Here is a 26,790-nt window from a genome sequence, read left to right on the forward strand (position 1 = left end):
ACTTTAGGATAAAACGCGTTATTTTCCTACAGAATCTTAGAAATGAAACCTACAATTGTTATTATGCTGATGGCATTGGTCCTCAATGCCTGTGGTCCTTTGCGCAAGATGCAAAAAGTGGAATCACATGTTCCTTGCATCGGTTCCATTGGAAAACACCAATCCAAACTCTTCAAAAAAGACTTCCAAAAGGTAGGAGAGCCTATTTTAAAAGACCCCATTGCAGTATCCATCCGTTCCTTGGCTTTTACACCCGCCATGCAGACGAGGTATATAAAGTACAGCCAAGCCATGGGGACGGCACCTTCAATGGATTTTACGGATTCAACAGAAGTACAACACCGGTTTTACCAGATACGGATCATTGATGCCGTGAACCTCAGCGCCCAATTGAACAATACATCCAACCATACCCTAAAAGCATATGTTGAGCAAGATCAGGATTTGGAAGTGTTGACCCAGGTATCCTTTATAACAGATCCGCAAACGGAACAATGGATCCATACTTCAGAACATTTCTTCCTAACTACTGATGGAGGTTCACTCGCATTGGAATTCCATAAAGGAAATAAGGCATCCCAGATACAAGTGTCGTCCTTGGAAATATTCGACTTTGAAACTTCTAATTTCTGTTGGAAACGGGACAGAAGGGGGAAACTACAAATTGCCAATATCTTGATGGATGGAAGCGCCTGTCCAGGGGACACCGAGAAAAACCCCGGCAAGTTGGATGTGACCAATGCCTATTTAAAACTATAACGATGAAAAGGATTGTATTTGCCCTTTTGCCCTTTGTTTGCTTTTTTATGGGCTGTGAGGATATTCTGGAAGTGCCTGACATTTCCAACCGGACCGTTCCCGTACTGGCTCCCGTGGATGGAAGTGTGTTGGGCGTAAATTCCGTGCGCTTCAATTGGGAGACCATTGAGGATGCCACAGGTTATAGTATACAGGTGGCTACCCCTGATTTTGAGAATGCGGCCCAATTGGTACTGGACAGTGTGGTAGAGTTGGACACCCTTGGTCATGTGCCTACCCGAATCGACCAAAACCTGTTCAATGGCAACTATGTTTGGCGTATCAAGGCATTCAATAGTGATTATGAAACTGTATACGTGGAGAACGGGTTTCAGGTAAACGGAGATGAAAATTTGGATTTGACCCCGCCCAACACGCCACAATTAGTGGCTCCAGCAAATGGAGCAACGCAGGAAGGAACGACTGTGAATTTTTCTTGGACCCGGGAAGATGTTCCGGGAACAGCAGAACGGGACAGCATCTTTATCTATTCGGATGAAAGCCTTCAAAATTTGACTACCAAAGCCTTAGGGGCGAATAAAACCTTTAGCGGAAATGTTTCCGAAGGTACCTATTATTGGGTGGTCAGGGCCTATGATGCAGCTGGTAACAAAAGCGATTTCAGCACAGCCTTTAATTTTACCATTGGCAATTGAGCAAAAATGTAAAGACATATACACTCTTGGGCTTGGTATTGCTCATTTGGGGAATCATTGGTTTTAAGGTGGTCGGGGCATTATCACCCAAACCTTTGCCAGAGGATGCCCCTGTTTCCATGGCAAAACTGCCCATGCTGAAAAAGGAAAGGGATACATTTAACATAATGGCCAATTATAGGGACCCCTTTTTGGGGACCATGCCACCTATAAAGAAAGAGGCCGTTAAAAAATCAATACCCAAGACCAAAGTCCCCAAAAAGAATATTGTGTATTCTGGATTGGTCTCCAAAAGTGGATCTGGCAGCACACTTTACTTTGTTACCATTGATGGCCAACAGTTTTTGATGTCCCGTAACGAAGTGGTCAACGATGTTCGTTTGGTTAGTGGAAATCAGGAAACCATTAAAGTAAGCTATGGTGGAACCACGGAGATCGTAAATCGTTCCCAATGATATGGACTAAAAAGATAAAGGCAGGGGCATTGCAATTTGTACTCTTCATAGGGACCATTATTGCAGTACTGCTAATGTCCTTTATGTTGATTTCACAGACCCATACCCTTTTTAAAAAGAAAACGGACATTACCGTGGCGCTGATCCAGGCAACGGACAGGGGGCTGGCATATTCCTTTGGGCAAAACATGAAAAAAGGAGAGTCATTGAAAGTTCCCGATCATGAAAATTTGGGGATTGACATCCATGTGGAAAAGCAATATTGGGGAATCTTGGAAAGACGAACCGTTTTGGCCAAAAAAGGACAACTACAGTTTATAAAGACCGGATTTGTAGGGCATAGTTCAGAAGAGATAGTGGCCTTGTATCTAAAGGATGACCAGAGACCCATGGTCATTGTAGGTGATGCAAAGATTACAGGGACGGTCTACTTGCCCCAAAGGGGAATCAAGATGGGTAACATTGGCGGATATGGTTACAACAAACCTCAATTGGTCTATGGGAAGAAGCAACAAAGTACACCCATTTTACCCGAGTTGGAGGCAGGGCAAAAAAAGCAATTGGCAGAAATGACCACTCTTTTTTTTGAACCGAGTGGGGTAGATGTTGATCTTAGAAATGGTTTGGTGCTCAAAAACAGTTTTAAGGAGGAGGGCCAAATTGTCAAGGGATCTATGATTGATTTGGAAAATGTAAAGCTTTCAGGGAATATCATGGTTTGGGCCACTGATATGATAGTTGTCCATGCATCATCACTTTTAAAAGATGTACTGTTAACAGCGCCAAAGATTGAAGTACGTGATGGTGTCAGCGGAAATTTTCAAGCCATAGCCAGAGATTGGATAAAAGTGGGCAAAAACGCCCAACTGGATTACCCGACCGTATTGGCAGTCCAAAATTCCAAAGTGAATGGGCAAAAGGAGCCAACCCTCAGTATGGTTCCAAATATTTCTTTGGAAACAGGGGCAGTGGTCTCAGGAGCAATCATTTATATGGATGATGACAATGAACCATCTAGACGTGTTCCCAATATTAGGATCGAGAAAAATTCAATGGTCGTTGGTGAGGTATATTGCTCACAGGCAATGGAATTGAGAGGAACCGTCCATGGAAGTGTTACTACCAATGCCTTCTCTGTCTTTGAAAATGGTAACGCTTATCTGAACCATCTGTATAATGGAAAGATAAATGCTGACATGCTCCCCGGGGAATATGGAGGGCTTTGCTTTGAAAATAAATCTGCAAACCAAACCGTGAAATGGCTCTATTGAAACGTGTTAAATCTTCCACACTAATGGAAACCTTGGTAGCGACCGTACTCATTGTTGTTGTATTCATGGTGGCCAGTATGGTCCTTAATTCGGTATTTGTTGGAAATGCTTCACGGAACGATGATGAGGTGAGACAAGAACTTATGAAATTACAGTACTTACACGATCATGACAAGTTGGTTGTACCTTACTACGATGAACTTGGTTTGTGGAGTCTAGAGGTCAAAAAGGAAACTGGGAAATCCGTTGATCAAATGATATTCTCTGCGGTACATAATGAAACCGCAAAGGAAATCTCTTTTACAGTTTTGGATGAATAAGGGTTCAAAGAAAATACCGGCCTTCACATTGAGTGAAATGTTGATGGTGCTGCTATTGACCAGTATTGTAGTAGGCTTGGCTTTTAGCGTACTGCGTTTGGTTCAACTACAAATGCACGGTATAACAGGAAGTTATGAGCGGAACACAGAACTCAATCTGATGAAGCAGAGCCTTTGGATTGACTTTAATCAGTTTGATGGGGTATGGTTCAATGGATTAAAAGAAGAACTGGTATTCATCAATGAGGCAAGAGAGATAAAATATCAATTTAAGGATGGATATGTGGTCAAAGAGTTGGATACATTCTTTGTTGAATTAGCAGTGAGGAAAACATTTTTTAATGGGGAAGCCAAGGGAAATGGAGAGATAGATGCGTTAGATCTTTACACATCGGAACAAGAAGGGTCAAAAAGAATCTTCGTTTTCAAAAAGAATTCAGCAACCAGTTATTTGAACCAATGATGGGGTTTAAACTAGAACATACATTAGACAAAAAAACGACAAAAGTTTCCAAAGATCAGAAACTGGAGAAATTGTTGAAAAAAGAAGTCACCCTTTTCGGAACTTTCTTCAATACTAAAAGGAAAGAAGAATTTTATGGGGAGTTGGCTCTTTTGTTAAAAGCTGGGGTTCATCTCAGGGAAGCTTTGGCATTGTTGAAAGACAATCAGAAAAAGGAGAAACTGAAAGGGTTCTATGCCCAAATGTTGGATAAATTGGACGGGGGTCACAGTCTATCGGAAATTCTTAAGAATCAAAAAGAGTTCACGGAATATGAATACTATTCCATTCAAATAGGAGAGGAGAGTGGTAATTTGATTGAAATTGCCCAAGAACTATCCGCTTTTTTTGCGCAAAAGAACGAGCAACGAAGAAATTTGGTCAATGCACTCACCTATCCGTTGATCATTCTATGTACAGCAATTTTAGTGGTCGTTTTTATGTTGCGAATGGTAGTGCCCATGTTCGAGGATATCTTTAGGCAGAATGGGGTGGAGCTGCCCACTATTACCCGATGGATAATTTCGCTTTCAAATCTTATCAAGGATTATGGATGGCTGTTTTTTTTAGGACTGCTTACATTTCTGGTTTTACGGAAATCACTTTTGGAAAGAGAGGGCGTAAAAAGAAAATGGGATTCATTTGTACTGCGACTTCCCTATGTGGGAAGTTTCATCCAATCGGTTTACTTGGCCCAGTTTACCCAAGCGGTGGCATTGCTCACCTCTTCCAAGGTTCCCATGTTGTACAGCATCCAGATGGTCAAGAAGATGATTCATTTCTTCCCGCTCCAAGATGCCTTGGATCAAATGGAGCAGCGGATAATGAAAGGAGTGAGCCTTCACGAAAGTATTAAAGGCAACAAAATTTTTGACAATAAAATAGCATCCTTGATCAAAGTAGCCGAGGAGACCAATCAAACTGAGTTCATTTTTGAAAAACTTCACCAACAATATGCCCTTGAAGTACAACAAAAATCAAAAATGCTGTCGACTCTCATGGAACCATTGATCATCGTGGTCATAGGATTTTTTGTGGGGGTTATCTTGGTGTCGATGTATCTCCCAATGTTCAGGTTGAGCAGTGTGTTGGGATAGAATCGTATACAGATTTTTTGATATAGAATTATGTAATAATCTTATTGCACAAATGAGTCCGATCTTTCTATATGAGGAGGAACGTAGGTTTGTATGATATATGGTGTTATTTCGCGTAGCGTTTTGCCTGTTATGGGGTGTAGTCCTGGAGCGGTATAGTATTCAATTTCCCCATCCTTGTTCTTAAAATACCAAATCATGGGTTTGCCATCTTCCGAGAAAAATGAGGTGGCCATTGTAACATTGACTCTTTTGAAGTTTTCCAATTTGATTTGATTCAGAGGTTCAATAGGGGTTCCGTACTGAGAATAGGGTTTTTTTGCACAGGAGATGCTAACATACGAGGAATCGGCCCATGCCATACATTGGTTGCTATGTTCAGGTAATGTTTTGGAATTGAATATTGGATGTCTTATAGCTAGATTGGTTAATAAAACAGTGGCAAATGCAATACTTATAGTAATAACCCATCTACGCCTTTTCTTTTTTTTCTTGTCAATTATATCTTCTACGGATATGTCTTCTATCGTTTCAAAATCAATATTGGGGTCGGATTCATTTTTTTTTGATACTTCTTTTAAATCAACAGGATTGTCAGAATTTAAATATATGGTCAAAGGCCTCGGCTTAAAATCTATTAACCAGGCTATTAATTCCAGATTTTCAATTGAGGTATCATTTGTTTTTCCTTTAATAAACTTGACAATAGGAACAAATCTGTCAGGATTGAATTGTTGTATTTGTAGTGACTTACTTTTCTCGCCACTAAATTGAAAAAACCGATTTAGAATTTCTTCATCATATTTCCAATTACGTCTCTTCAATAACCATAGGCAAGCCTCTCTAATTTGTTTACGAGTTGGACTAGAGAGATAACCTCTGATTTCCCCCCCATTCTCTCTTCTGTACTGCTCTAAAATCTCCCTTTTATAGCTTTCATAGGTTTTTGGTTCCATGGCTGGTTTAGAATTTCTTGGATTTATCTGGAATTCATAGGAATCATTGGAATTCTTGGAATCACTTATAAAGATAGCCGTTAAGCACCAATAATTTTACAACTGAAAATGAATACTGCTATGTTTTGCTAACATAGCTTTTCTAGAAAGTTCATTTTTATGGGATTCTGTAATGCGGCCAGTACTTGGCCCGTAGGAAAGTAGCCAAGTCTGCCGCTTACAGTTTCCACTTTCCAAAAACAAAGGAGTACTCCAACACTCACGGGTGGCTGAAAAGCAAAACAACTCCGGGAAAATCCCGGACAGTCACCCCTTTGTCTAATCCAAAAATTTCATAAAAATGAAGAAAATCTATTTGGCCTTGATTGCCGTCGTTTTGAACATGTTTATGTTTTCTTGTACTACAGAAGACATAGCCGATACCGATACCTTTTACCATACTGTAGCAACGGAGGGGGATGATGGAAATCCTCCACCTCCACCTCCACCTCCAGGTGATGATGAATAGTTAGGAATATTTGTTTAATTTGAGCTGTGTCTTTCTTTTGGCACAGCTCTTTTTTTTTAACATCCACTCATTTGAAAAAATCATTTCCCTTAATTATAACATTGATATTAATTTCTTGTTTCTCAGGAAAAGAGGATAGTTTGGAAGCGGAAAAAAGATCCGTTGAGATTGATTTTTTTTATCGGAAGTCACTGGATGTTAGTCTTAAACTCGATGATAGATTAAAAGCAATTAATAAGGCCATTGAAATCTCAAAAAAACATAATAGGGAGGTAGTCTCAGCTCGATTGGCATATCAAAAAAATTGGCTTCACTATTCTTTAGCACAATATGACAGCTTGAATTTTTTTCATCGTCTTTTGTTCATAGATTCTTCCTACGATGGAGCAGACCCTTATAATATGGCCAAAGAGTACTATCTTATGGGGCATTATTTTTCTGAAATTGTGCATGATTCGGAAAAGGCATTTCAAAACTATACACTGTCCAAAGGGTATTATGAACATATAGGAGATAGTGTCTGGGTAGGCCGAAATCTCCTAAATATGGGCACTATTCAAAAGGATTCGAACGATTTTTTTGGTAGCAAGGAAACCCTTACGGAAGCTATACAGTATTTAGTCTCAAAAAATGACTCTATCTACATTGCCCAATGTTTTAATCTTTTAGCCACGAATCACCGTAAGCTATTAAATTTTTATGATGCTGAGAGGTATTACTTAGAGGCAATTAGTAGCACAAATTCGAAGGAAGATAAGCTGATTTATAAAAACAATATGGCGGCGGCTTATATAGATGAAGCTCGCTATGAAGATGCAATTATGCTTTTAATGGGAATCACCTCGGATACGGTACTTGAACAAAATAGATATGAATATGCACGTGTGTTGGATAATTTAGTCTATGCCCAATGGCTTTCAGGAAAAGAAAAAGTTGAAGAACCTTTTTTACAGGCTTTGGAAATACGTCGCCAAAACAATGACAGAAGGGGACAAATTGCCAGTTATACCCATTTGGGAGAATTTTTTTCCAAAAAGCAACCCCAAAAGGCCCAAGCATATTTTGATACAGTAATCACTTTTTCAAAAACCATTAAAATGCCTCGGGCAGAAAAGGATGCATTAAAATTCTTGATGCAATTGGAGCCTACAAATATTCAATTGCGTGATCGATACGTTTTTTTACAAGATAGTCTATATGAGCAAGAGCTAAAGGTGAAGACCCAATTTGCCAAGTATAAATATGATGATAAGCTCAAGCAAGAATCCATTTTGCGGCTGGAGAAGGAAAATGCGGAAAAAGAGTTGGAAGCAAGCAGACAACGTAACCAGAAAATCATTTATCTAGGTGGTTTCCTTTTTGCAATATCCGTTTTGGGATTGTCCATATATAGTTTTAGACAGCGAACCAAAAGGTTAAGGCAAAAAAATAAAGCTGATAAGTTGGTTGCTGCCCATGAAACGGAAGCTGAATTGTCAAGGAGGCTACATGATGGTTTTGGTGCCAGACTCAACCAAGCCATGTTGATGGTGCAAAATGATACAGACAAATCAACATTGTTGGATACTTTGGAAGGCCTTTATGATCAAAGTAGAGACTTTTCCCGAGAAATCAACGAAGTGGACACAGGTCCGAATTTTAAGGAAGAGTTTTTTGAAATGCTCCGTTTTAGGACACCACCCATTGCCAGACTGTTCATTACAGGAAGCAAGGAAATCAATTGGACAGAGATAACACCATTGACCAAGACAGTACTTTATAAGGTGCTTCAGGAATTAATGATTAATATGGGCAAACATAGTAAAGCTACTATGATTGCTATTACATTTCAAAAAGTAGGTAAAATATTGAAAGTGGACTATTCCGATGATGGGATTGGAGCCTCTATTGAAGACCTGAATACTAAAAACGGACTTCGAAATACAGAAAAGCGTATTCAAGCCTTAGGGGGAACCATTACATTTGATTCAGGAAAAGGTGATGGCTTTAGGGCAAACATCATCCTGCCGAAGTAAAACAGTTGCCTACTATGTTCAAAAAAGTTCTAATCGCTGAAGATTTTCAAGATACCAATCGAGGTATAGTGGAAGCCATTCGTAACAAATTAGATATTCCAATGATTCAAGAAGAGTTGTATTGCGATAAAGCCTACAATCGATTGAAACTTGCCCATGTCCAAAATGAACCTTATGATCTGTTGATCACCGATTTTTTCTTTACGGAAGACCATGTGGAACGTAAACTTACCTCTGGTCAAGAACTTATCAGGGCTGCGAGAAGTGTGCAACCCGATTTAAAGATTATAGTGAATTCAATGGTGGATAATCCCGCAAAGGTCAATGCGCTTTTTAAAGAGGAAAATATACATGCTTATGTCTGCAAAGGCCGAAACAGTTTAGCAGAACTCGTGAACGCAATACAGGAAGTATACCATAACCGTACCTTTGTTTCACCTCGCATAAGTCTCAATGTTACCAATAATGTATTTGAGTTGGATGAGTTTGACCGTATGATTTTGAAAGACCTTGCTGATGGTCTCACCAAAAAAGAAATCTCGGAAAAGCTCAAACAGCAAAACATCACTCCTAATAGCGAAAGCACTATAGATAAAAAAGTGAGCAAATTGTTTGATGAATTTGGAGCAAAAAACACGCATCACCTTATAGCCAAATTGGTTAGGGAAGGTAAAATCTAAGCAGAGACCTTTCTTTTTTCAACCAAATTGTAATCCCTTACGGATTTCTGTAAGGGATTGTTTTTTAATGGGGTTAGGTTTGAGGATTACAATCGTAAAGTAGAATATTATGGCAAGGATTAAAAATATTAATGGTACCAGTCAAAATAAATGTAGCTGTGGGAGTTGGCTTAAACATTGGGAAAAATTTAGTGGACAGACAACCTCTTTTTGCATTGAAAAAGGCTGTATCAATAAGGATTTAGTTGGGGCCCATGTCCAAAAAGCTAATTCATTTGATTCAAAATGGTATATCATTCCCCTATGTAACCAGCATAACCAGAGTAATGGAGAATTGGAAATTGTAGATGCTTATAAAATGGTATCGGCAAACAAAGGCGAAACCTGCGAAAAGCTATAAAAATGAAAAGATTATTTCTGACGATCATTTTATGTCAAGTAATAGGATGTATTCAAAATAAAGCTGGCAATGAAGGCGCAAGAGAAACTCCCTATAGAGAGAAAGTATATTCTATTATTGGTGAAGACAGAGATATTTCTTTTAAAAAAACCAATATCAAGGTAAGACTTCAAGGTCCAGTAAGTGAAAAAGAGCTCAAAAAATTAGCGTTGAATCTAAAGGAAGAAAGGAATGGTTACGAAAAGCTATGGATTTTTTATTATTTACCTGAACAGGAAACTGAATATGGAGCTTGGGCAATATCTCACTTTAAGCCAGAGCTTGAACTAGAAATTTTGGGAGCTTCTGGGGAAGCATATAAAAAAATGGAAGATGAGATGGTGTCAGGAGAAATAATTGCTTCATGGTATGATAATGACGCAATGCTCCCCAATAAAAAATTCTTGGTCAAAGGAGAGGGGAATCTATATATGAAATCTATTTATGCGGATAACAGTCTCATTGGTAAGGGAGGGCAACTAATTGAAGAGGTTTTTGAGAAAAAACAGAAAAATGCTACTAGATACGATTATGAAAATAATCATGGAGAGTATTATTTAATTGAAGAAAATGGGAACCTTAGTTTATATGATGATTCTGGAAAATTTAAGGAAATGGCAAGATTGAGTATTGTTGAAAGGAAAGAAAAAACATATTAATTACATAAATGGAACTCCAAAACCAACTTAAAGCTTTGGCCGAAAAGGCGGCCAAGCTCAAAGGGCAAATCGATACCGAAGAATCCACCAAACATGCCTTTGTATTGCCATTCATCAACCTTTTGGGGTACGACACTTTTAACCCCACCGAGGTGGTGCCAGAGTTCACGGCCGATTTGGGACTTAAAAAAGGGGAGAAGGTAGACTACGCTATTTTTCAAAATGGGACGCCCATCATAATCATCGAATGTAAAAACTGGAAGGATAACCTAACGTCCCATAACTCTCAATTATTTCGGTATTTCCACACTACCAAAACTCGGTTTGCACTCCTTACGAATGGTATAGAATATCAGTTTTATACGGACTTGGAAGCGGCCAATAAGATGGATGAAAAGCCCTTTTTGGAGTTCGACATTACCCACTTAAAGGAAAACACCATCAAGGAGATTGCCAAGTTCCACAAATCCAATTTCAATGTGGACGAAATTGTCGACAATGCGAGTTCCCTAAAGTACACTAAGGAAATAAAAAAATTGATTGCAGAAGAACTGCAAGCTCCGTCGTATCATTTTGTACGGCTTTTTGCTGGGGAGGTATATTCTGGCCGGCTTACTGAAAAGGTGATGGGGGAATTTACCGATTTGGTAAGCAAGGCCTTTACCCAGACTATTGGCGAAAAGGTGAGCGACCGCTTGAATGCGGCCTTGAACAAAGAGTCCGAAAAACAACAGGTAGAGCATAAGGTACCCGAAAAGATCAGTAAAGTGAACACCACAGAGGAAGAACTGGAAGGTTATCGGATCGTGGTAGCCATTTTGCGGAGAAAACTTCCAATTCATCGTATTGTTCATCGGGATACTCAATCGTATTTCGGAATCTTGTTGGATGATAACAATCGAAAACCTTTATGTCGCCTCCATTTGAATGGTGGGAACAAATATCTTGGGGTTATTGATGAGCAAAAGGAAGAGACTCGGCATTTGATCGAGACTGTGGATGATATCTACCAGTTTGAAGAAGAATTACTGAAAACGGTCGGTTACTATGAGGTTTAGGGTTCTATTGCTTCCCTTATTGATTTTTATACTATCTGGTTTCGATACGCCTGTCAATTCGGATACTAACACCGTTTATCTCTGTATGGGGAAGGGGAGCAAAAAGTACCATTATCGTAAAAACTGTCGGGGACTTTCCAACTGTTCCACCAAGATTCACGAAGTCACTTTAAAAAAGGCCAAGGAAATGGGCCGCACCCTTTGCGGCTGGGAGGATTAAACATTAATCTTTTTTACAAATCGCTGGTCAAATCGAGCGCAGTCGAGATGTGGTCGGAACTCTCTACCCATACCCATTGTCGGCTGCGCTCGAACTGACATACTTTTCCACCACTTTTTTGCATTACGGAATTCTGTAAGGGATTGTGTGGCAATGGGATTACGTTTGGAGTACAAACTATTAAAACCGTTAAATATGGCTATTCCAAAATTCGTTATCTCAAAAAGTAGAAACAATCAATTTTACTTTAACCTATTTGCCTCAAATGGTAAAGTGATTACAACAAGTGAAATGTATATTTCCAAACAAGGTTGTGAAAATGGTATTGCAGCTGTTAAGCGTGATGCACCAGTTGCGAAAGTTGAGGATACAACTACTTAAAACTTTCCAATGAGCGCAAAATTCTTCGCCAACTTTGTACGTATCATCTCTGTCCTTTGTGCATTGCTTTTATTCATAGCTGTATTGAAAGCTCCCCGAGAATATTATTGGCTGCTACGTACGGTGATTTTCATTGGGGCCTTATTGGTCATTGTCAAAAACAGTAATCATTTATATTGGGGGCTCTTGTTTGGATTGGTTGCGATAGTGTTCAACCCCATTTTCCCCATATATCTCTACAAAAAAATGTATTGGGTTCCCTTGGATATTTTGACGGGGATGTTATTTCTAATAGAGGTCATCATCAACCGCCCAATAAAAGTAAAACCTGTACCTACTACTAAAAAGAAAGTGAAGAAATACGAACGAGACCGGATTTACTAACCAAAACTATATTAAAGTATGCAAAAGATTACCATTACGGCAGAATTGAAAAGTCATTTTTTAAGGCTATATCAAATCGCCCTTTCTGATGAGAATTTCAGCCCCGTGGAAATGCAATTGCTTTACAGGTTTGCTCAGGAGCGGGATATTTCAAAATGGGAACTGGACAAAATATTGACCGAACCTGTTGGTGAAGTAACCATTCCCGAAAGTCTTGAAAAAAGGATTGCTTATCTATATGATTTGGCCCAGATGATTTGGGCAGATAAAAAGATTACTTCCGATGAAGAAATCACATTGAAAAAATACATTCAAAAGTTTGGATTTTTAGATGAAAATGTGGACGAACTCTGTAGTTATTTATTGGAGAGTGCACAAAATGAAAAAACAAAACACACCATACTGAAGGAACTCAACGAATAATCACCATGGGAATCTTAAAAAAATTGGCCTCTCTACGGCCTAACAATGAGCATAAAGAAACCACTCTGAAAAAAGTGGAAAGCAACCCTTCAACAGATTATAGCCATGAGGGGTATGAAACCTCTAAATCATGCCAGGGTAGTGAACATACCCTGAAAATATCATTGGAAACAATCTATCAGAAATTTGAAAATGATTGTAAAATAGATTTAGCCAACCAAGAGCGGCTTAAGCAGCCATACACTACAGAATTGAAAGGAAAGACCACAGCTTTGCTTAATAAAACAGAGGAAAAGGAAACCCTTGAAAATGAGGCAGGCGAATACGAGGAACAAATTGAAAAACTACGTCAGGATACTATAAATGTCAGAAGAAACCCATTGGATTATGGTTTGGACGTTGATAAGCGGTCCACAGCCAAGTTTTGGATAGGGTTGTTGTTTCTTTTACCTCTGACGGCCTATATCCTTATATTTTATATATCTACCTCATATTCGGCATTCTTTAGGACATTTGACCCAAGTACCAGTCTTTTTACAGGGATTTTCTACCCTAAGGCATTGTCAAAAGCATATGAGGATGGATTGTTGGAACTGGGCTTTGTGCTATTTATACCTTTTGTGTTTTTTGCCCTAGGATATCTCATACACATGTTTCAGTCAAAAAAGGGATATGTAAACATATTGAAAATCGTAGCCTTGTTCATAATCACTTTTTTGTTCGATTCCATCTTGGCATACCTTATTGAAGAAAAGTTATATAACCTCAATAAAACTTTTGACAGTCCGGATTTCAATATTCCCATTGCTTTTCAAAGTGTAGGTTTTTGGCTGATTATTTTTGCAGGTTTCGTTTCCTATATTGTATGGGGGTTGGTATTTGATTTTGTTATGAAGGAACATACGGATAGGGACAAAATACAATGTTTTATAAAAGACTTGCATGAGGAAATACAGAATAAGGAAAAAAGCATTCTCAAACTCAAGGGGGGCATCAAAGTTCTACAAAATGAAATATCAGACTTGGACAAAAGAATTGCTGAGCTTCAGAACATTATCGATGGATTTATTCTTCCCATTCGCAATTACAAGTTACTTTCCGCACAATACCTACAAGGGTGGCAAAAATATGTAGATGCCGAGCTTGCTATGGGGGTCAATGAAAAAAATGATCTTCAGTTGAGGTGTAGGAAAGTGTATGATACCCATATCAAAAACTTGGAACTCGATACCGATGATTATCAAAACAAAGTATACACCAAAACACTTTAATCATGAAAGGCGATAAGAATAGAATACTTGTACCATGTTTTATGACTTTGCTCCTATTTGCCTGTGCCGAAGAACCAAAACAATCAAAAAAAGAGGAAGAGTCTGTCCCCGTAGCAATGAATGGCACTTGTCCTCCGCACATTCTAAATACTAAGGAAAACAATTTAAATATAAGTGTATTACTAGACCTTTCGGACCGAATTGAAATGGACGATCAGGTTCAAAAAGACCTCGCATACCTCTCAAGTCTGGCCAAGGCATTCCTTACTCATGTCAAAGGAAAAAAATTACTGTTCTTGGAAGATAGATTGCAGTTGTACTTTAATCCCGAACCTTCGGGAAAAATTAATGAAATAGCAGAAAAACTTAGCATTGCTTTTAACAAGGACACAAACAAAGATTATTTAAACGAGGCCCAAAACTTATATGACCAGTTGCCTTCTGAATTGTATGATTCAGCCAAGGCTGATGCACAAGACCGTGGCGGTTATCCAGGATCTGATATTTGGCGGTTTTTTGAGCATGATGTGAAAGACTATTGTATGGATGATTGCCACAGGAATATTTTGGTGATTCTTACCGATGGTTATATGTTTTATTATAAAACGCAAATGGTCAAAGGGAGTAGAACCTCTTATTTAACACCTAAGAGTCTTGATGGGTTAAAATTGGATGGGTCTGACTGGAGAGATAAAATGGCAGAAAAGGACTTTGGTTTTATCCCTGCCACTAATGGTTTGCAGGATTTGGAAGTTCTTGTTATCGGGATTAATGGTGAAAATGGAGGGGCTTATTCGCAAGATATTGTTGAATCCTTTTGGATTCAATGGTTACAGGAAATGGGGGTTGATGAAAATAAAATTAAAATCAAAAATGCTGACATCCCCAAGAATATTGAAAAGGTAATCTTTGATTTCATTTTAAATAAATAACCATGGCATTCCGATTTCACAAAAGAGTAAAACTGGGAAAAGGTTTTGGAGTCCATATCAGCAAATCTGGTATCACCCCAAGTTATCGAGGGAAACGGGGAAGTTTAAGTTCGAAAGGATATTCAATACGGACTGGGATACCCGGTCTAACCTATCGTAAAACCTTTTCAAAATCAAAAAGTAGCGGGTGTTTGGTGGTTTTATTATTTGTGTTGGTAATGGTAGGCATAATCTCGTGTTCATCCATGCTATCAAACAAAGCTTGATTGATTTTTTAAATTGTAAGGGAGGTATGGTTGCAATTAAAAAGTGGGGCATCATCAGGAAGCCATGAAACAGTTTTTGAAATATTGGTTCTTGGATGAGGAAAATCCAAAGAAATACCTGTGGGATGTCTTCATTGCCTCAATGATTCTGCTTTCCATTGTGCTCATCTTTTTTCAAAATGAATACCAATATCTTTCCAAGAATTTGGAATATGTGGATAAGGCTGTGCTTGTATTTTTTATAGTTGAGTATGGTGTCCGCTTCTACATCTGTTCCGATTTTAGGAATGATTACCATATTGGGGGGCTATTTTTTGCACTGAAGCAAAAACTTTTGTGGATGGCCAAACCGTCATCAATGATAGATCTTTTGGCCATTTTGCCGTCCTTGGGATTTTTTAGAGCCTTTCGGATGCTTCGCCTTCTACGCTTTTTAAGGTTGTTCCGTTTGGTAAGAGCTTTTAAAATATTTCGCGAAGTAGACAAGCTCCATATTATCCTTCAGGGTATGAAGGAGCATAACAGGATGTTCTATATCTTTTTTACGGTAACACTCATTATTTTATTGGTACTTAGTTTTGGGTTGTACAGCGTGGAACACAATAGTGATAGCGAAGCATTTTATAGCTTCACCAATTCTTTTTGGTATTCCCTTGAACTGATAGAATTGGCAGATACCACTCCCAAAACTGTTTTTGGAAAGCTTCTTTCCATTCTATTGCTGATTTTCAACATGGCCATTTTTGGCTTTTTTATCTCAATTATACTCAATAAAATATCTCTGGTCATGAATGCCATTACATCGGGGAAAATATCCCGCCTGAACATCAAGAACCACATTGTGATATGTGGTTACACCAAATCCGCTGAAAAGGTTATAGAAGACTTGCTTCGAGACAAAAGGTATTGCAATAAGATTGTCTTGGTCACCCAGAAAACCATTGCCGATAAGGATGGGCTCATTTATATAAATGCAGATTATACGGATTACAACACCTTGAAATTGATACAGATAAAGCAGGCCAAATTTGCAGTTGTCTTTGCAGAATTCAATGAGCACGATACCATTCGGGATGTGGATTTGAGAACGGTAATGACCGTTTTCCATATTGAAAAGGAGGCGCCGGACACCCATACCATTGCCGAAATAAACGATGAGGTCAATGCGGAGATCATCAAGGACAAAATCATGGGAGATGAAATTCTGTTCAAAGAATTGATAGACGCCAAAATTATTTCCACCTGTATAGGCAATCCCAATATTTCCAATTTGTTCTACCAACTCTTTGGTGAGGATGGAGAGCGGGTAAAGAGTTTAAGGCCCACAGAGTTGGGACTTACTGTTCCTGTGATGATCAAGGATATAAAACTGCTTTTGCTGGAAAAAAATGAAACGCTTTTGGGTGTGATCAACCATCAAAATGAATCGGTTTTGTCACCAAAGAATGATATGTTGGTGGACGATAGTGATCGGTTGGTCTACCTGTCATAGGGGAGTTTTATTTCAACCTAAACCTCAAAAACACTGGCAAATGATCCGATAACTTTCTGGCCTCCTCCAATTGATCACAAAACCTGACAAAGTCGATAACCCCTCCTTTCACTTTGTGAACATTCTTCGAATAGAAAATATTGTCAATGGGATGGTTGAGGTAATTGGTCCGTTCGCAGCTTCGTTTTAAAGTGGTCTTTTGATTGTTAATGGCTGTTTGGTACCCTGATTTTTTTAAAGTGTTGAAGACAGGCATTTTTTCATCCACATTAAAATCCCCGGCAATCAGTACGGGAGCCTTTAGAGAGTCGATGGCAAATTTAGAAAGAGCTTTAATCTCACTTTCCGGATCTTTGTTGTAAGGTCTGGAATGATAATCGACCAGCGTAAACTGTTTTCCATCCATGTAAAAGTTCACCAAAAACGGTTCCCTGTCAATTAGGGAATCCAATTCCGAAACAAGCCACCCCCTATTTTTAATTTTGATGCGATAGGTCTTCCAAATAACGGCATAGCGTTCAGAAACATATTTGGGACTGTTGGTAGGGTCACTGATGACATAGTCCCACTTACTACCTTTTCGATTTAGGATGTCGGTGAGTTTGGCCACAGCCTGTGCGCCACCAAACCCGGCCACTACTTCCTGTATGGCCAGGACATCTACATCCCTTACGATTTCAGCAATTTTATTCAGTTCTTCACTGTTCTTGGTCTTTCCAAAGTCTTTGATGTTCCAAGAAATCAGGGTGATTTCATCTTGTTGGGAAAAAATGGGATAATAAGAAATCAGTAGGAATACTACTAATAGAATTCTTTTCAGCATGGGGTTGGGTTTGATTGCCCCTCAATTTATAAAAAAACTTTTCGAGATATTATGGAATTCCGTAACAATGCTAATTGAAGAAATAAAGATGCCATGATACCCTACTTTGAAAACCCTTTTTTGGATCATTTAGGGTCTGGGCTCCTCCTTGAACGAAAAACATTTCTCAGAAGATAATCTATCGCTTCTTCATCAGATAGAACCGCAGGGTTCTTAATTTTTGGTCTGGTCTTTTTGGGTCCGACCGGTTTTTCCATTTTCTCATCCTTTGTGTAAGAGAAAGGATTGGGCTCAAAACCATAGGAGCTGTTCAAGGACAAAATGATTTTCAAGGCCGTTTCAAAGTCAACGAAATGCCCCAACGTTTTGTTTTCTTCAATGAGGCCAATGGAAAAATAACCTTCATTTCCCATCAAACATTGGTCAAGGAGTTCACTGTTTGCCAGATTGCCCTTAAATGCGTTCCGTTGCCCCTCTAACATTTCCAGCCTTCCCATGTTGTTGACGGACTCTATACCGCTTTTGTCCTTTTGGACACGGATAATCCTGATGCTCTTGGTGATCATGGAATCGGTAAGCAGTGTATAGTAGTTCAGGGCCAATTTTCTGGACTTCTTCTTGCCAAGGCCAAATATCTCTTCATTGAAATCATGGAAGAAGCCATAGAACGGCCCATCAACAATGTGGGCATACCGTTCCAACAAAAATGAGTGCAGACCGTTGATGAGCTGTTGGGAATACCGCATCACGGGCGGGCCGACAGGGGGAAATACCTGTTTGGGCTCCGTTGAAAGGGCAATTACATGCATTGGTTCCATCAGTCCATGGGACAACAATAGCAGTTGTCGGTCCGTTGGCTCCATGCCGGCCAGGTCGTGTCCTTTCAGTAGTCCGAAGGGGTTCATAGGATATGGTTCTATGTAAAACAACAAAATTTCCCCTAATAAAGGTAAGGCAATGGGATGAATTGCCCACTTCTATTTTTCGAACAGGTGGGAATAGTCGTCCGGCAGTTCGGCATCGATGTCGCGAAGGTACTTCTCAAGGGCATCCATGGTGCTGTGGCCGGTTATGGGCAACAGTTTGCTCTTGGCTACAAATGAGGGGTGGTCCTTGGCCAGTTTACGGTACAGTTGGGTGATGTAGGTGTGCCGGAAACTGTATAGGCCATATTCCATACCGAGCCCAAGTTCCTCCTTTACCACTTTGAACCGTTTTGTGAAATACCCCCTCTTGTTCTCCTCGGAGGTGTCCCAGGCCCCTCCGATACCCTCCGGGGTGAATAGAAAGTGTTCGGGGTCCATTCTTGAAATATCAGGCAGTTCCTCCAATAGGATGTCAGGGATTATCTTGGTCTTGTCGAGCTTGGTCTTGGTGCGCAGATACAGCTTTTTGTCCGTGACATCGATGTCCCTTACCCTCAGCCTACATACCTCTATGGGCCTTAGGAAACAATAGGAGACAAAGCGCACAAAGAGCAGCAACAGGGGGTCGTTCTCTTTTATGAGGTTCTCCACTTCGGCAAGCAGATTTGGACTGTATGTTTTGTTGCGCTTGGGTTGGGTTCGGAGCTGGGGTATCCCTTTGACAACGTTCTTGGCAATGATTTCGTTGTCCTCAAGGGTCTGGAACAGGGAGCTCAGATCGGCCCTTGCATTGTTGCGGTTCCGGGCACTGGTGCGCTGCAATACCTCGTTGAGGTACTCCATGACCGTTCTTTTGTCCAACAGTGCAATGTTGAGACCGCTGCCGAAACGTTGCGCCACCCATTCCCCGAAACGCTTGGCCCTGCTCCTGAACTTGATGAAGGAGGATTCCCTAAGGGTCCTCTTTTTTATGGAAAGGGCCATCTCCAGGGCCTCCGTGACCCCTATTGGGATATCCCCGTCCTTTGGTCCGATGGTCTCCCTTTGCTGTCCTTGTTTTTCAATGGACTGTATTGCGCCCTTATCAGGGGCCCCTTTCCTTTTGTCAAAGAGTTCCCCCTCCAGTTCGGTGTTGTCGGCATAGGGGCTGAAACCGGCCTCGAGAAGGAACGTAAGGTTCCTCTGGATGGTCCTCAGATGGGCATAGCGCTGCCGCTTTGTTCCATAGCGGTTGGCACCTGCCTTGATGTTGGGCTGTCTCTTCAGTTTTCCCGTGGAAGGGTCACGGAACGAATAGTAGACGTACCAGTCCTTGGCAAGGGCGTCCCTTTGCTCTTTCTTGGGGAGCTTGGACCAGCTTTTCGCATCGGCCCCACCGGTGTATATCTTTGGTTCTGAGAAGGCTCGTTTCATGTCAAAAACGTGTACGGTACCATGTACTGTGCGTAAAAATAGGGAAACATCGGGCATAAAAAAACGGATTGTATGTACACAATCCGTTTGTTCCTAGCAATTTAGCCTTTGTAGCGGGGACTGGACTCGAACCAGCGACCTTCGGGTTATGAGCCCGACGAGCTACCTACTGCTCTACCCCGCGATATATATCTTTTGTTTCCTTAAGAAACGTAATTTTCAATAAAAATGCCCAGTTTTGGTAGGTACCCTGTCCTGAGCTTGTCGAAGGGTACTGCTCTACCCCGCGATGTGGACGGCAAATATACAACCGTTTTTCGGTTATTTCCAAACAAATCCCAATATTCCTAAATCATTTGGGGCTATACAGCTGAAAATCCCTAAATTCGGAGTTTTTGACCCTATGAAAGCAATCAACGATTTTCTGTCCTCCATACTGCCATACACCGAATGGCCCATGTTTCTATTGCTGATAGGAGGAGGGATTTTTCTGATTTTTTATTCAAAATTTACACCCTATCGCTATTTCGGGCACGCCATTGCCGTAGTTTCAGGAAAGTATGATGATAAGAATGCCAAAGGCGATGTCAGTTCATTTCAGGCGTTGTCCGCAGCAGTAGCGGCCACTGTGGGCTTGGGGAATATATCAGGTGTGGCCATTGCCATCCATGATGGCGGACCAGGGGTTGTTTTTTGGATTTGGATGACGGCCCTTTTGGGCATGGGCATAAAATTCTATTCCGGGAGTTTGGCCATTATGTTCCGGGATACCGATGCCGATGGAAAGTTACAGGGTGGCCCCATGTTCTACATCACCAAGGGAATGGGAAAATGGGCAAAGCCCATGGCTATTTTTTTCAGTATTTGTGGATTGTTCGGTTTTTTGGGCGTGTTTACCGCCAACCAGTTTACCGAGGCTTTTATGGGGGTGGTGAAGCCCCATGAAACACTATTATTGACCAGCGAATTTAATTGGAAACTGGGCATAGGGTTCGTTTTGGCCATTGTTACCTCAATTGTGATTTTTGGCGGACTTTCCAAGATCGCCAAGGTGGCATCGGCTATAGTACCCTTTATGGTAGGGGTATATCTCTTGGCCGTAATTTTTGTGATGGCCAATAATGCTGGCGAGGTATTGCCGGCCCTTAAAATGATTTTTGTGGAAGCTTGGAATTTTGACACCATAGTCACGGGTGGATTCTGGGGCCTTGTGATAGTAGGGGTACGCCGTGCCATGTTTTCCAATGAAGCCGGTCTCGGTAGTGCGCCCATGTACCATGGCCAATCCCGTAACGATGAGCCCACCAAGGAAGGATTGGTGGCCATGTTGGGGCCATTTATAGATACCATCATGGTCTGTACCTTTACCGCCGTGGTCATTATCTTGAGCGGGGCCTACTTGGAGGACGGTAGTGGAATTACCATGACCATGTCCGCTTTTGAAAAGACCCTTTACGGTGTTGGCGATATTTTGTTAATGGTGATAGTAACGGCATTTGCCCTTTCCACACTGTTTACCTATTCCTATTACGGGGTAAAATGCCTTTCATTCCTTACCAATCCCAAAGTAGGGAAGTGGTACAATGTATTTTTTATAGTGATGGTGGTTTTTGCCACGATTGCATCGTTGGATTTAGTGAAAAATCTCATAGATTTATCCTATGCCCTTATGGTCATTCCCAACATGATTGCCGTACTGTATTTATCGCCCAAAGTAAATGAGTCGGCCAAAAACTATTTTAAAAAATTGAAGCAAGGTGGTGCATAGATCAGGTTTTGTAAATATCATTGGAAACCCCAACGTAGGAAAGTCTACCCTAATGAACACTTTTGTGGGGGAGAAGCTTTCCATTATTACCTCCAAGGCCCAGACGACCCGTCATCGGATTTTGGGAATTGTCAACGGGGACGATTTTCAGGTAATCCTTTCCGATACCCCGGGTATCATCAAACCCGCCTATGAACTCCAATCGTCCATGATGGACTTTGTGAAATCGGCCTTTGAAGATGCCGATGTTTTGCTTTATATGGTGGAAATTGGTGAAAAGGCACTCAAGGATGAGGCCTTTTTCAAAAAAATTCAAAACAGTAAGATTCCGGTGTTGCTGTTACTCAACAAGATAGATACGTCAGATCAAGTAGCTTTGGAAGAACAGATGCAGCATTGGCAGACCGTACTTCCCAACGCGGAGATCCATCCCATATCAGCCTTGGAGAACTTCAATGTAAAGGAAGTCTTTGAACGTATTTTGGAATTGTTGCCAGAAGCCCCTCCGTATTACCCCAAAGACCAATTGACCGACAAGCCTGAACGTTTTTTTGTCAATGAGACTATCAGGGAAAAAATATTGCTCCATTACAAAAAGGAAATTCCATATTCTGTGGAAGTGGAGACCGAGGAGTTTTTGGAAGACGAGGATATCATCCGAATCCGTTCCGTGATTATGGTGGAGCGAAATACCCAAAAAGGAATCATTATCGGACACAAGGGAAGTGCCTTAAAAAGAGTGGGTGTGGAAGCTCGTAAAGACTTGGAAAAATTCTTTGCAAAGCAAGTACATATCGAGCTTTATGTGAAAGTCAATAAAAATTGGCGTAGCAATAGCCAACAGCTCAAGCGCTTTGGATACAACAACTAGACCGATTCTCGGGGGAATCCAGAGACCATTTTCCGAAAAAAATCCTTGAGTTGTTCCATTTGTGGCTTTCCCTTGGATTTTCCCATACGGCCAAAAGCATATAGCCCAAACCAGATCAGTACCAAAAAGAACATGCCCACGAGCCAAAGGGTCACATCTTTTCCCAACGAATGGTTGGAATAGGCAAATACACCCAAGATTACAAAAAGGGTGCCCACTCCAAAATGCAGGAACATAAAAAACGTCCAAAGTGTGGGGTTGGGTCCAAAGACCCCATGGATTTGACTCTCGCCTTCCTCGAAGGAAATGAGTTCCAGATGGAGTTGCGGGGACCAAAAGGTAATTTCAGAGGGCTGGAACCGGATATAGATGTGCTCATCCAGACGTTTTACCACAAATTGTCCGTCCCCAACCGAATCAAAAACCTGTTTAATATGGTCCAAATCGGTTTTCAAGGCCAACTGAAATCGGGGCCTAAGGACAATCTCATTGGTGAAATCACTCATAACATATTGAAATAGATAAAAGAAGGTATCATTTTTTCTTCATAATAAATGGTACTTTTGCCAAAATTTAATGCTGATGGGAGCTATAGTAGCCATCGTAGGGCGACCCAATGTAGGGAAATCCACTTTTTTCAATAGATTGATCCAACGCCGTGAGGCCATAGTGGATGCCGTGAGCGGGGTTACCCGCGATCGTCATTACGGGAAGAGCGACTGGAACGGTCGGGAATTTTCCTTGATCGATACCGGAGGATATGTGTTGGGGAGCGATGATGTTTTTGAAAAGGAAATCGATAGACAAGTGGAACTTGCCATAGGTGAGGCCGATGCAATCATCTTTATGGTCGATGTGGAGTCAGGGGTCACTGGAATGGATGAGGACGTGGCCAAATTGCTTCGTAAGGTTAACAAGCCTGTTTTTTTGGCCGTGAACAAGGTGGACAATGCACAAAGAATGGCCGATGCTGTTGAGTTTTATGCCTTGGGATTGGGGGAGTATTACACCCTTTCCAGCATCAACGGAAGCGGAACAGGGGAGTTGCTGGATGCTTTGGTAGAAGTATTGCCCGATGTGAAGGAAGAAGAGAGTGAATTGCCTCGTTTTGCTGTTGTAGGACGACCCAATGCAGGAAAATCTTCTTTTATAAATGCCTTGATAGGCGAAGATCGCTACATTGTTACCGATATTGCAGGGACCACCCGGGACAGCATTGACACCAAATACAACCAATTTGGGTTTGAGTTCAACTTGGTGGATACCGCCGGAATCCGAAGAAAATCCAAGGTCAAGGAAGATCTGGAGTTTTACTCCGTAATGCGTTCCGTACGGGCCATTGAGCATTGTGATGTTTGTATTTTGATGTTGGATGCCACCCGTGGCTTTGATGGGCAGGTGGAAAATATTTTCTGGTTGGCCCAACGGAACAACAAGGGAATCGTGATACTGGTGAATAAATGGGATTTGGTGGAAAAAGAGACCAATTCCGTGAAAGAGTATACCGCTAAAATTAAGCAGGCCATCTCTCCTTTTGAGGATGTGCCCATTCTCTTTATTTCGGTAATGACCAAGCAGCGGATCTACAAAGCCATCGAAACGGCAGTGGATGTCTTCAAAAACCGTTCAAAGAAAATCGTGACCCGAAAATTGAACGATATTATGCTCCCTATCATTGAGCATACACCTCCACCAGCTTACAAGGGCAAATACGTGAAGATCAAGTTCTGTACCCAATTGCCCACGCCCTATCCGCAGTTTGCCTTTTTCTGTAACCTGCCGCAATATGTGCGTGACCCGTACAAGCGATTTTTGGAGAACAAGCTCAGGGAGCATTTCGATTTTACCGGAGTGCCCATCACCATTTTTATGCGCAAGAAATAGGCTCAATTTTCCGAAGCCAACCGGACTTGGATGGATTGTTCAAGGCGATTGCCCAAGTGATCCGTGGCGGAAAGCACATAATCCCCCGGTTTGATGTCCAGAATAAGTTCATGGAAATTTTCGGTCTTGCCCAAGTAGGTTTCGTCCAAATACCAATACACAATGGCATTGGACTGCTGATGCGCCAATTTTAAGACAATATCGGAAGTTGTATTGCCCAAATCCTTGGGAAGCAAAATGGTCTCATTACGTTTTGGATAAAGAAAATCCATACCTTGACTTTCCATGGAAGAGCATCCGTCCAGATATGGAGGAAGCGGTGCGTAATTGGGGTGCGATGTGGTATAATAGTACTCCAGTACGGGGGGAAGCACAAACCAGTTTTTTGCCACTATGTTTTCTAAAGGATAGCAGTCGGAATGCACCCGAAATTGTTCAGAGTTATCCAGAAATACCTGCTGATGATAAGGGCAAGTGCCACTTCGTGTACCGTGGGTGGGCACATACTCTTTTTGGGTTTCGCTACAGTAGATCGAAGCACGGTAACCACTTTGGGCACACACCTCCAACTCCGTAAGGTCATCAAAAGGTTCTTGGAACCAATTGCTGGGGGGCAGGGCGTCCAACACATCAAAAAGAATGGGTGCTGCTGCGGTGATCCCCGTTAAACCGGGCCTGCCTTCCCCATCGGCATTGCCTACCCAGACCCCAATGGTGTATTTGGGAGTGGTGCCCACGGCCCAAGCATCCTTAAACCCGAAACTGGTGCCTGTTTTCCAAGCGATGGGTTGGGAGGAATCAAAAAATTGCCAATTCTCACTCCCTTCTGGGCGGTTCACCTCCATCATGGATTGAAAAGTGCTATAAATGGCCCCCGCGCCAAAAATGGGAGGATCAAATTGTTGTTCGCCAAAATTCAGTTTATCTTCTAGGATGTAAGAAGGTTCCACAAATTCGGTCGGGCGGTAGGTACTCGAGTGGTCCACAAAATAATTCAATGTGGAAGCCAAGGCAGCATAGGTTTGGGTCACCTCCCATAAAGAGCTTTCGGCTCCCCCGAGAATCAAGGACAATCCGTAATAGGAAGAGGGTCGGTCCAGTGATTCCAAATTCATTTTCTTGAGCTTGTTGTAGAATTTTTGCAGCCCATATTCCCTGAGCAATCGTACCGCGGGGACATTCAAGGAGCGGGAAAGTGCCCTGCTGGCGGGTACCGCGCCTACGTGCTTTTTGTCAAAATTCTGTGGATGGTATCCGTTGATGACCGTGGGTACATCCTCGACCAAACTATGGGGCAACACAATACCTTCATCCAGCAAGGAAGCAAAAAGAAAGGGTTTTAGGGTACTGCCTGTACTTCTGTTCTTGGTGATGATGTCTACATAATTGGCATGGTCTTTCCCCGAAGGGGAATTCCCCACATAGCCCAAAACCTTTCGGGTTTCCACATCCAGTACCAAAATGGCCAGATTATGGATTTCATTACTTTTTAATTGCTGGTAGTGCCTTTCGGCCAAAAGATTGAGCCGGTTTTGCAGAGATCGGTCAATGGATGTTGTGACGCGCTGTCCGTGGTGTTCATTTCTGATGCGTTCCGTAAGATGGGGCGCCACATCAGGGAGGGGCATGGGTTTTTGGGGCAAGGGCTCTTCCAGGGCCAATTCGTATGTGGTTTTGTCAATTACACCCTTATCCCGCAGCTTTTGCAGCAATCGGTTACGTTTGTCCAAAAGCACCTGCTCATTTCTTCCGGGAAAAATCAAGGAGGGTGCATTGGGCAAGACCGCCAGTGTTGCGGATTGACCCCAACTCAATTCATGGACGGGAAGGCCAAAGTAACGCCATGCAGCCGTTTCCAACCCCACTACGTTTCCACCATAGGGGGTATGCGAAGCGTATAAATTTAAAATCTCCTCTTTGGAATATCCTAGTTCCAATCGAGTGGCCATAAAAATCTCAATGCACTTTTCCCAATAGGTGCGACCCTTGTTTTTCCGACTTAGACGAATCACCTGTTGGGTAATGGTGCTTCCGCCCCTACGGGTTTTTTGGGTGAGGTTATGGCCAATCGCCTTGACAATGGAAATGGGATTGAAACCCGGATGTTGGTAAAAATACTCATCTTCGAATAGCAGGATACATTGCTCAAAACGCTTGGGAACGGAATCCAATTGGGGAAACCGCCATTGCCCATCATCTGCAATCCTTGCCCCCATCAAAATGCCATCGGAACTGTTGACGACTGTTGAGGTGGGGTCTTCGAACAGTTTTTTGGGCAGACAGAACAACCATAAAATCAAGACAGCGCCAAGGACACTTATCTTGATTTTATGCTTGGCAAGCGTTTTTCGCAGGGGCGATATGTTCTTTATCCACGCCACA

At 41.5% G+C, this 26,790-nt stretch carries 30 protein-coding genes and 1 tRNA gene; 24 read left to right on the plus strand and 7 right to left on the minus strand.

Annotated elements, in window-relative coordinates; all coding sequences use genetic code 11:
- The first annotated feature begins 42 nt into the window (after window positions 1-42).
- The 7 genes from ACP14V_RS02760 (at window position 43) to ACP14V_RS02790 (ending at window position 5,099) form a co-directional block, all read left to right on the plus strand.
- Complete coding sequence (locus ACP14V_RS02760) at window positions 43-759, plus strand: hypothetical protein (protein ID WP_272610740.1); 717 nt, start codon at window positions 43-45, stop codon at window positions 757-759.
- Between the two features lie 2 nt (window positions 760-761).
- On the plus strand, window positions 762-1,454 hold the full coding sequence (locus ACP14V_RS02765; protein WP_272610739.1) for a hypothetical protein: 693 nt from the start codon (window positions 762-764) through the stop codon (window positions 1,452-1,454).
- The gene (locus ACP14V_RS02770; protein WP_272610738.1) at window positions 1,451-1,909 is read left to right on the plus strand and encodes a hypothetical protein; all 459 of its coding nucleotides are present in this window, start codon (window positions 1,451-1,453) and stop codon (window positions 1,907-1,909) included. The genes ACP14V_RS02765 and ACP14V_RS02770 overlap by 4 nt, the downstream gene beginning before the upstream one ends.
- A complete protein-coding gene (locus ACP14V_RS02775) occupies window positions 1,906-3,180 on the plus strand; it encodes a hypothetical protein (protein WP_272610737.1) in 1,275 nt (424 codons plus the stop codon). The genes ACP14V_RS02770 and ACP14V_RS02775 overlap by 4 nt, the downstream gene beginning before the upstream one ends.
- Window positions 3,168-3,500, plus strand: a complete 333-nt coding sequence (locus tag ACP14V_RS02780) for a hypothetical protein (RefSeq protein WP_272610736.1) — start codon at window positions 3,168-3,170, stop codon at window positions 3,498-3,500. The genes ACP14V_RS02775 and ACP14V_RS02780 overlap by 13 nt, the downstream gene beginning before the upstream one ends.
- Window positions 3,493-3,963, plus strand: a complete 471-nt coding sequence (locus ACP14V_RS02785; protein ID WP_272610735.1) for a PulJ/GspJ family protein — start codon at window positions 3,493-3,495, stop codon at window positions 3,961-3,963. Before ACP14V_RS02780 ends, ACP14V_RS02785 begins: the two co-directional genes overlap by 8 nt.
- A 74-nt stretch (window positions 3,964-4,037) precedes the next feature.
- Entirely contained in the window at window positions 4,038-5,099 is a 1,062-nt protein-coding gene (locus ACP14V_RS02790) for a type II secretion system F family protein (protein WP_272610734.1), read from the plus strand.
- Between the two features lie 41 nt (window positions 5,100-5,140).
- On the opposite strand, the gene ACP14V_RS02795 is transcribed toward ACP14V_RS02790, so the two are convergent.
- The gene (locus ACP14V_RS02795; RefSeq protein WP_272610733.1) at window positions 5,141-6,055 is read right to left on the minus strand and encodes a hypothetical protein; all 915 of its coding nucleotides are present in this window, start codon (window positions 6,053-6,055) and stop codon (window positions 5,141-5,143) included.
- Window positions 6,056-6,395: 340 nt separating this feature from the next.
- Here ACP14V_RS02795 and ACP14V_RS02800 point away from each other — a divergent pair, with 340 nt between their 5' ends.
- The 14 genes from ACP14V_RS02800 to ACP14V_RS02865 all read left to right on the plus strand — a co-directional run bounded on the left by ACP14V_RS02800 (window position 6,396) and on the right by ACP14V_RS02865 (window position 16,783).
- Complete coding sequence (locus ACP14V_RS02800) at window positions 6,396-6,563, plus strand: hypothetical protein (protein ID WP_272610732.1); 168 nt, start codon at window positions 6,396-6,398, stop codon at window positions 6,561-6,563.
- A 338-nt stretch (window positions 6,564-6,901) separates the two neighbouring features.
- Entirely contained in the window at window positions 6,902-8,578 is a 1,677-nt protein-coding gene (locus ACP14V_RS02805) for a tetratricopeptide repeat-containing sensor histidine kinase (RefSeq protein ID WP_272610731.1), read from the plus strand.
- A 14-nt stretch (window positions 8,579-8,592) separates the two neighbouring features.
- The gene (locus tag ACP14V_RS02810) at window positions 8,593-9,258 is read left to right on the plus strand and encodes a DNA-binding response regulator (protein ID WP_272610730.1); all 666 of its coding nucleotides are present in this window, start codon (window positions 8,593-8,595) and stop codon (window positions 9,256-9,258) included.
- Between the two features lie 109 nt (window positions 9,259-9,367).
- Entirely contained in the window at window positions 9,368-9,658 is a 291-nt protein-coding gene (locus ACP14V_RS02815) for a hypothetical protein (protein ID WP_272610729.1), read from the plus strand.
- Between the two features lie 2 nt (window positions 9,659-9,660).
- Window positions 9,661-10,356: a hypothetical protein gene (locus ACP14V_RS02820; RefSeq protein WP_272610728.1), complete on the plus strand. Its 696-nt coding sequence runs from the start codon at window positions 9,661-9,663 to the stop codon at window positions 10,354-10,356.
- Window positions 10,357-10,364: 8 nt separating this feature from the next.
- Window positions 10,365-11,414 carry a type I restriction endonuclease gene (locus ACP14V_RS02825; protein WP_272610727.1) on the plus strand — a complete coding sequence of 350 codons (1,050 nt, stop codon included), beginning with the start codon at window positions 10,365-10,367 and terminating at the stop codon, window positions 11,412-11,414.
- Window positions 11,404-11,634: a hypothetical protein gene (locus ACP14V_RS02830; protein WP_272610726.1), complete on the plus strand. Its 231-nt coding sequence runs from the start codon at window positions 11,404-11,406 to the stop codon at window positions 11,632-11,634. The genes ACP14V_RS02825 and ACP14V_RS02830 overlap by 11 nt, the downstream gene beginning before the upstream one ends.
- A 195-nt stretch (window positions 11,635-11,829) precedes the next feature.
- Window positions 11,830-12,015, plus strand: coding sequence for a YegP family protein (locus ACP14V_RS02835; RefSeq protein ID WP_272610725.1), 186 nt, complete (start codon window positions 11,830-11,832; stop codon window positions 12,013-12,015).
- Between the two features lie 9 nt (window positions 12,016-12,024).
- The gene (locus tag ACP14V_RS02840; RefSeq protein WP_272610724.1) at window positions 12,025-12,399 is read left to right on the plus strand and encodes a DUF6804 family protein; all 375 of its coding nucleotides are present in this window, start codon (window positions 12,025-12,027) and stop codon (window positions 12,397-12,399) included.
- 18 nt (window positions 12,400-12,417) lie between these two features.
- Entirely contained in the window at window positions 12,418-12,822 is a 405-nt protein-coding gene (locus ACP14V_RS02845) for a hypothetical protein (RefSeq protein ID WP_424987803.1), read from the plus strand.
- 5 nt (window positions 12,823-12,827) lie between these two features.
- On the plus strand, window positions 12,828-14,093 hold the full coding sequence (locus ACP14V_RS02850) for a hypothetical protein (RefSeq protein ID WP_272610722.1): 1,266 nt from the start codon (window positions 12,828-12,830) through the stop codon (window positions 14,091-14,093).
- A 2-nt stretch (window positions 14,094-14,095) separates the two neighbouring features.
- Window positions 14,096-15,025 carry a hypothetical protein gene (locus ACP14V_RS02855; protein ID WP_272610721.1) on the plus strand — a complete coding sequence of 310 codons (930 nt, stop codon included), beginning with the start codon at window positions 14,096-14,098 and terminating at the stop codon, window positions 15,023-15,025.
- A 2-nt stretch (window positions 15,026-15,027) separates the two neighbouring features.
- Window positions 15,028-15,291: a DUF4236 domain-containing protein gene (locus ACP14V_RS02860; RefSeq protein ID WP_409557940.1), complete on the plus strand. Its 264-nt coding sequence runs from the start codon at window positions 15,028-15,030 to the stop codon at window positions 15,289-15,291.
- Window positions 15,292-15,355: 64 nt separating this feature from the next.
- The gene (locus tag ACP14V_RS02865) at window positions 15,356-16,783 is read left to right on the plus strand and encodes an ion transporter (protein ID WP_272610720.1); all 1,428 of its coding nucleotides are present in this window, start codon (window positions 15,356-15,358) and stop codon (window positions 16,781-16,783) included.
- A 7-nt stretch (window positions 16,784-16,790) separates the two neighbouring features.
- Here the strand turns inward: ACP14V_RS02865 and ACP14V_RS02870 are convergent, their stop codons facing one another.
- The 4 genes from ACP14V_RS02870 to ACP14V_RS02885 all read right to left on the minus strand — a co-directional run bounded on the left by ACP14V_RS02870 (window position 16,791) and on the right by ACP14V_RS02885 (window position 20,069).
- On the minus strand, window positions 16,791-17,606 hold the full coding sequence (locus ACP14V_RS02870; protein ID WP_272610719.1) for an endonuclease/exonuclease/phosphatase family protein: 816 nt from the start codon (window positions 17,604-17,606) through the stop codon (window positions 16,791-16,793).
- 125 nt (window positions 17,607-17,731) lie between these two features.
- Window positions 17,732-18,511, minus strand: coding sequence for a hypothetical protein (locus tag ACP14V_RS02875; RefSeq protein WP_272610718.1), 780 nt, complete (start codon window positions 18,509-18,511; stop codon window positions 17,732-17,734).
- Window positions 18,512-18,583: 72 nt separating this feature from the next.
- Window positions 18,584-19,885: a tyrosine-type recombinase/integrase gene (locus tag ACP14V_RS02880; protein WP_424987807.1), complete on the minus strand. Its 1,302-nt coding sequence runs from the start codon at window positions 19,883-19,885 to the stop codon at window positions 18,584-18,586.
- A 111-nt stretch (window positions 19,886-19,996) separates the two neighbouring features.
- Window positions 19,997-20,069, minus strand: a tRNA-Met gene (locus ACP14V_RS02885).
- Window positions 20,070-20,288: 219 nt separating this feature from the next.
- On the opposite strand from ACP14V_RS02885, the gene ACP14V_RS02890 reads away from it, so the two are divergent.
- Both ACP14V_RS02890 and era read left to right on the plus strand, forming a co-directional pair.
- Window positions 20,289-21,653 (plus strand): alanine/glycine:cation symporter family protein, encoded by a 1,365-nt coding sequence (locus ACP14V_RS02890; protein WP_272610716.1) that lies wholly within the window; start codon window positions 20,289-20,291, stop codon window positions 21,651-21,653.
- On the plus strand, window positions 21,643-22,524 hold the full coding sequence (gene era / locus ACP14V_RS02895) for a GTPase Era (RefSeq protein ID WP_272610715.1): 882 nt from the start codon (window positions 21,643-21,645) through the stop codon (window positions 22,522-22,524). Before ACP14V_RS02890 ends, era begins: the two co-directional genes overlap by 11 nt.
- On the opposite strand, the gene ACP14V_RS02900 is transcribed toward era, so the two are convergent.
- On the minus strand, window positions 22,521-23,030 hold the full coding sequence (locus ACP14V_RS02900; protein ID WP_116216178.1) for a GTP-binding protein: 510 nt from the start codon (window positions 23,028-23,030) through the stop codon (window positions 22,521-22,523). The genes era and ACP14V_RS02900 overlap by 4 nt on opposite strands.
- 76 nt (window positions 23,031-23,106) lie before the next feature.
- Between ACP14V_RS02900 and der the strand changes: the two genes are divergently transcribed.
- Window positions 23,107-24,408: a ribosome biogenesis GTPase Der gene (der, locus tag ACP14V_RS02905; protein WP_272610714.1), complete on the plus strand. Its 1,302-nt coding sequence runs from the start codon at window positions 23,107-23,109 to the stop codon at window positions 24,406-24,408.
- Between the two features lie 2 nt (window positions 24,409-24,410).
- Here der and pbpC read toward each other — a convergent pair whose 3' ends face one another.
- Window positions 24,411-26,789 (minus strand): penicillin-binding protein 1C, encoded by a 2,379-nt coding sequence (gene pbpC / locus ACP14V_RS02910; RefSeq protein ID WP_272610713.1) that lies wholly within the window; start codon window positions 26,787-26,789, stop codon window positions 24,411-24,413.
- Window position 26,790: the final 1 nt, after the last annotated feature.

The organism is Flagellimonas alvinocaridis (assembly GCF_965248585.1).
GTDB lineage: Bacteria > Bacteroidota > Bacteroidia > Flavobacteriales > Flavobacteriaceae > Flagellimonas > Flagellimonas alvinocaridis.

What these genes read in the sequence shown, in the direction of transcription:
- ACP14V_RS02760 (WP_272610740.1), top strand. Translation starts at nt 43, where the DNA reads ATGAAACCTACAATTGTTATTATGCTGATGGCATTGGTCCTCAATGCC.
- ACP14V_RS02765 (WP_272610739.1), top strand. Translation starts at nt 762, where the DNA reads ATGAAAAGGATTGTATTTGCCCTTTTGCCCTTTGTTTGCTTTTTTATG.
- ACP14V_RS02775 (WP_272610737.1), top strand. Translation starts at nt 1,906, where the DNA reads ATGATATGGACTAAAAAGATAAAGGCAGGGGCATTGCAATTTGTACTC.
- ACP14V_RS02780 (WP_272610736.1), top strand. Translation starts at nt 3,168, where the DNA reads ATGGCTCTATTGAAACGTGTTAAATCTTCCACACTAATGGAAACCTTG.
- ACP14V_RS02785 (WP_272610735.1), top strand. Translation starts at nt 3,493, where the DNA reads ATGAATAAGGGTTCAAAGAAAATACCGGCCTTCACATTGAGTGAAATG.
- ACP14V_RS02795 (WP_272610733.1), bottom strand. Translation starts at nt 6,055, where the DNA reads ATGGAACCAAAAACCTATGAAAGCTATAAAAGGGAGATTTTAGAGCAG.
- ACP14V_RS02800 (WP_272610732.1), top strand. Translation starts at nt 6,396, where the DNA reads ATGAAGAAAATCTATTTGGCCTTGATTGCCGTCGTTTTGAACATGTTT.
- ACP14V_RS02810 (WP_272610730.1), top strand. Translation starts at nt 8,593, where the DNA reads ATGTTCAAAAAAGTTCTAATCGCTGAAGATTTTCAAGATACCAATCGA.
- ACP14V_RS02815 (WP_272610729.1), top strand. Translation starts at nt 9,368, where the DNA reads ATGGCAAGGATTAAAAATATTAATGGTACCAGTCAAAATAAATGTAGC.
- ACP14V_RS02820 (WP_272610728.1), top strand. Translation starts at nt 9,661, where the DNA reads ATGAAAAGATTATTTCTGACGATCATTTTATGTCAAGTAATAGGATGT.
- ACP14V_RS02825 (WP_272610727.1), top strand. Translation starts at nt 10,365, where the DNA reads ATGGAACTCCAAAACCAACTTAAAGCTTTGGCCGAAAAGGCGGCCAAG.
- ACP14V_RS02830 (WP_272610726.1), top strand. Translation starts at nt 11,404, where the DNA reads ATGAGGTTTAGGGTTCTATTGCTTCCCTTATTGATTTTTATACTATCT.
- ACP14V_RS02835 (WP_272610725.1), top strand. Translation starts at nt 11,830, where the DNA reads ATGGCTATTCCAAAATTCGTTATCTCAAAAAGTAGAAACAATCAATTT.
- ACP14V_RS02840 (WP_272610724.1), top strand. Translation starts at nt 12,025, where the DNA reads ATGAGCGCAAAATTCTTCGCCAACTTTGTACGTATCATCTCTGTCCTT.
- ACP14V_RS02845 (WP_424987803.1), top strand. Translation starts at nt 12,418, where the DNA reads ATGCAAAAGATTACCATTACGGCAGAATTGAAAAGTCATTTTTTAAGG.
- ACP14V_RS02850 (WP_272610722.1), top strand. Translation starts at nt 12,828, where the DNA reads ATGGGAATCTTAAAAAAATTGGCCTCTCTACGGCCTAACAATGAGCAT.
- ACP14V_RS02855 (WP_272610721.1), top strand. Translation starts at nt 14,096, where the DNA reads ATGAAAGGCGATAAGAATAGAATACTTGTACCATGTTTTATGACTTTG.
- ACP14V_RS02860 (WP_409557940.1), top strand. Translation starts at nt 15,028, where the DNA reads ATGGCATTCCGATTTCACAAAAGAGTAAAACTGGGAAAAGGTTTTGGA.
- ACP14V_RS02865 (WP_272610720.1), top strand. Translation starts at nt 15,356, where the DNA reads ATGAAACAGTTTTTGAAATATTGGTTCTTGGATGAGGAAAATCCAAAG.
- ACP14V_RS02870 (WP_272610719.1), bottom strand. Translation starts at nt 17,606, where the DNA reads ATGCTGAAAAGAATTCTATTAGTAGTATTCCTACTGATTTCTTATTAT.
- ACP14V_RS02875 (WP_272610718.1), bottom strand. Translation starts at nt 18,511, where the DNA reads ATGAACCCCTTCGGACTACTGAAAGGACACGACCTGGCCGGCATGGAG.
- ACP14V_RS02880 (WP_424987807.1), bottom strand. Translation starts at nt 19,885, where the DNA reads ATGAAACGAGCCTTCTCAGAACCAAAGATATACACCGGTGGGGCCGAT.
- ACP14V_RS02890 (WP_272610716.1), top strand. Translation starts at nt 20,289, where the DNA reads ATGAAAGCAATCAACGATTTTCTGTCCTCCATACTGCCATACACCGAA.
- ACP14V_RS02900 (WP_116216178.1), bottom strand. Translation starts at nt 23,030, where the DNA reads ATGAGTGATTTCACCAATGAGATTGTCCTTAGGCCCCGATTTCAGTTG.
- der (WP_272610714.1), top strand. Translation starts at nt 23,107, where the DNA reads ATGGGAGCTATAGTAGCCATCGTAGGGCGACCCAATGTAGGGAAATCC.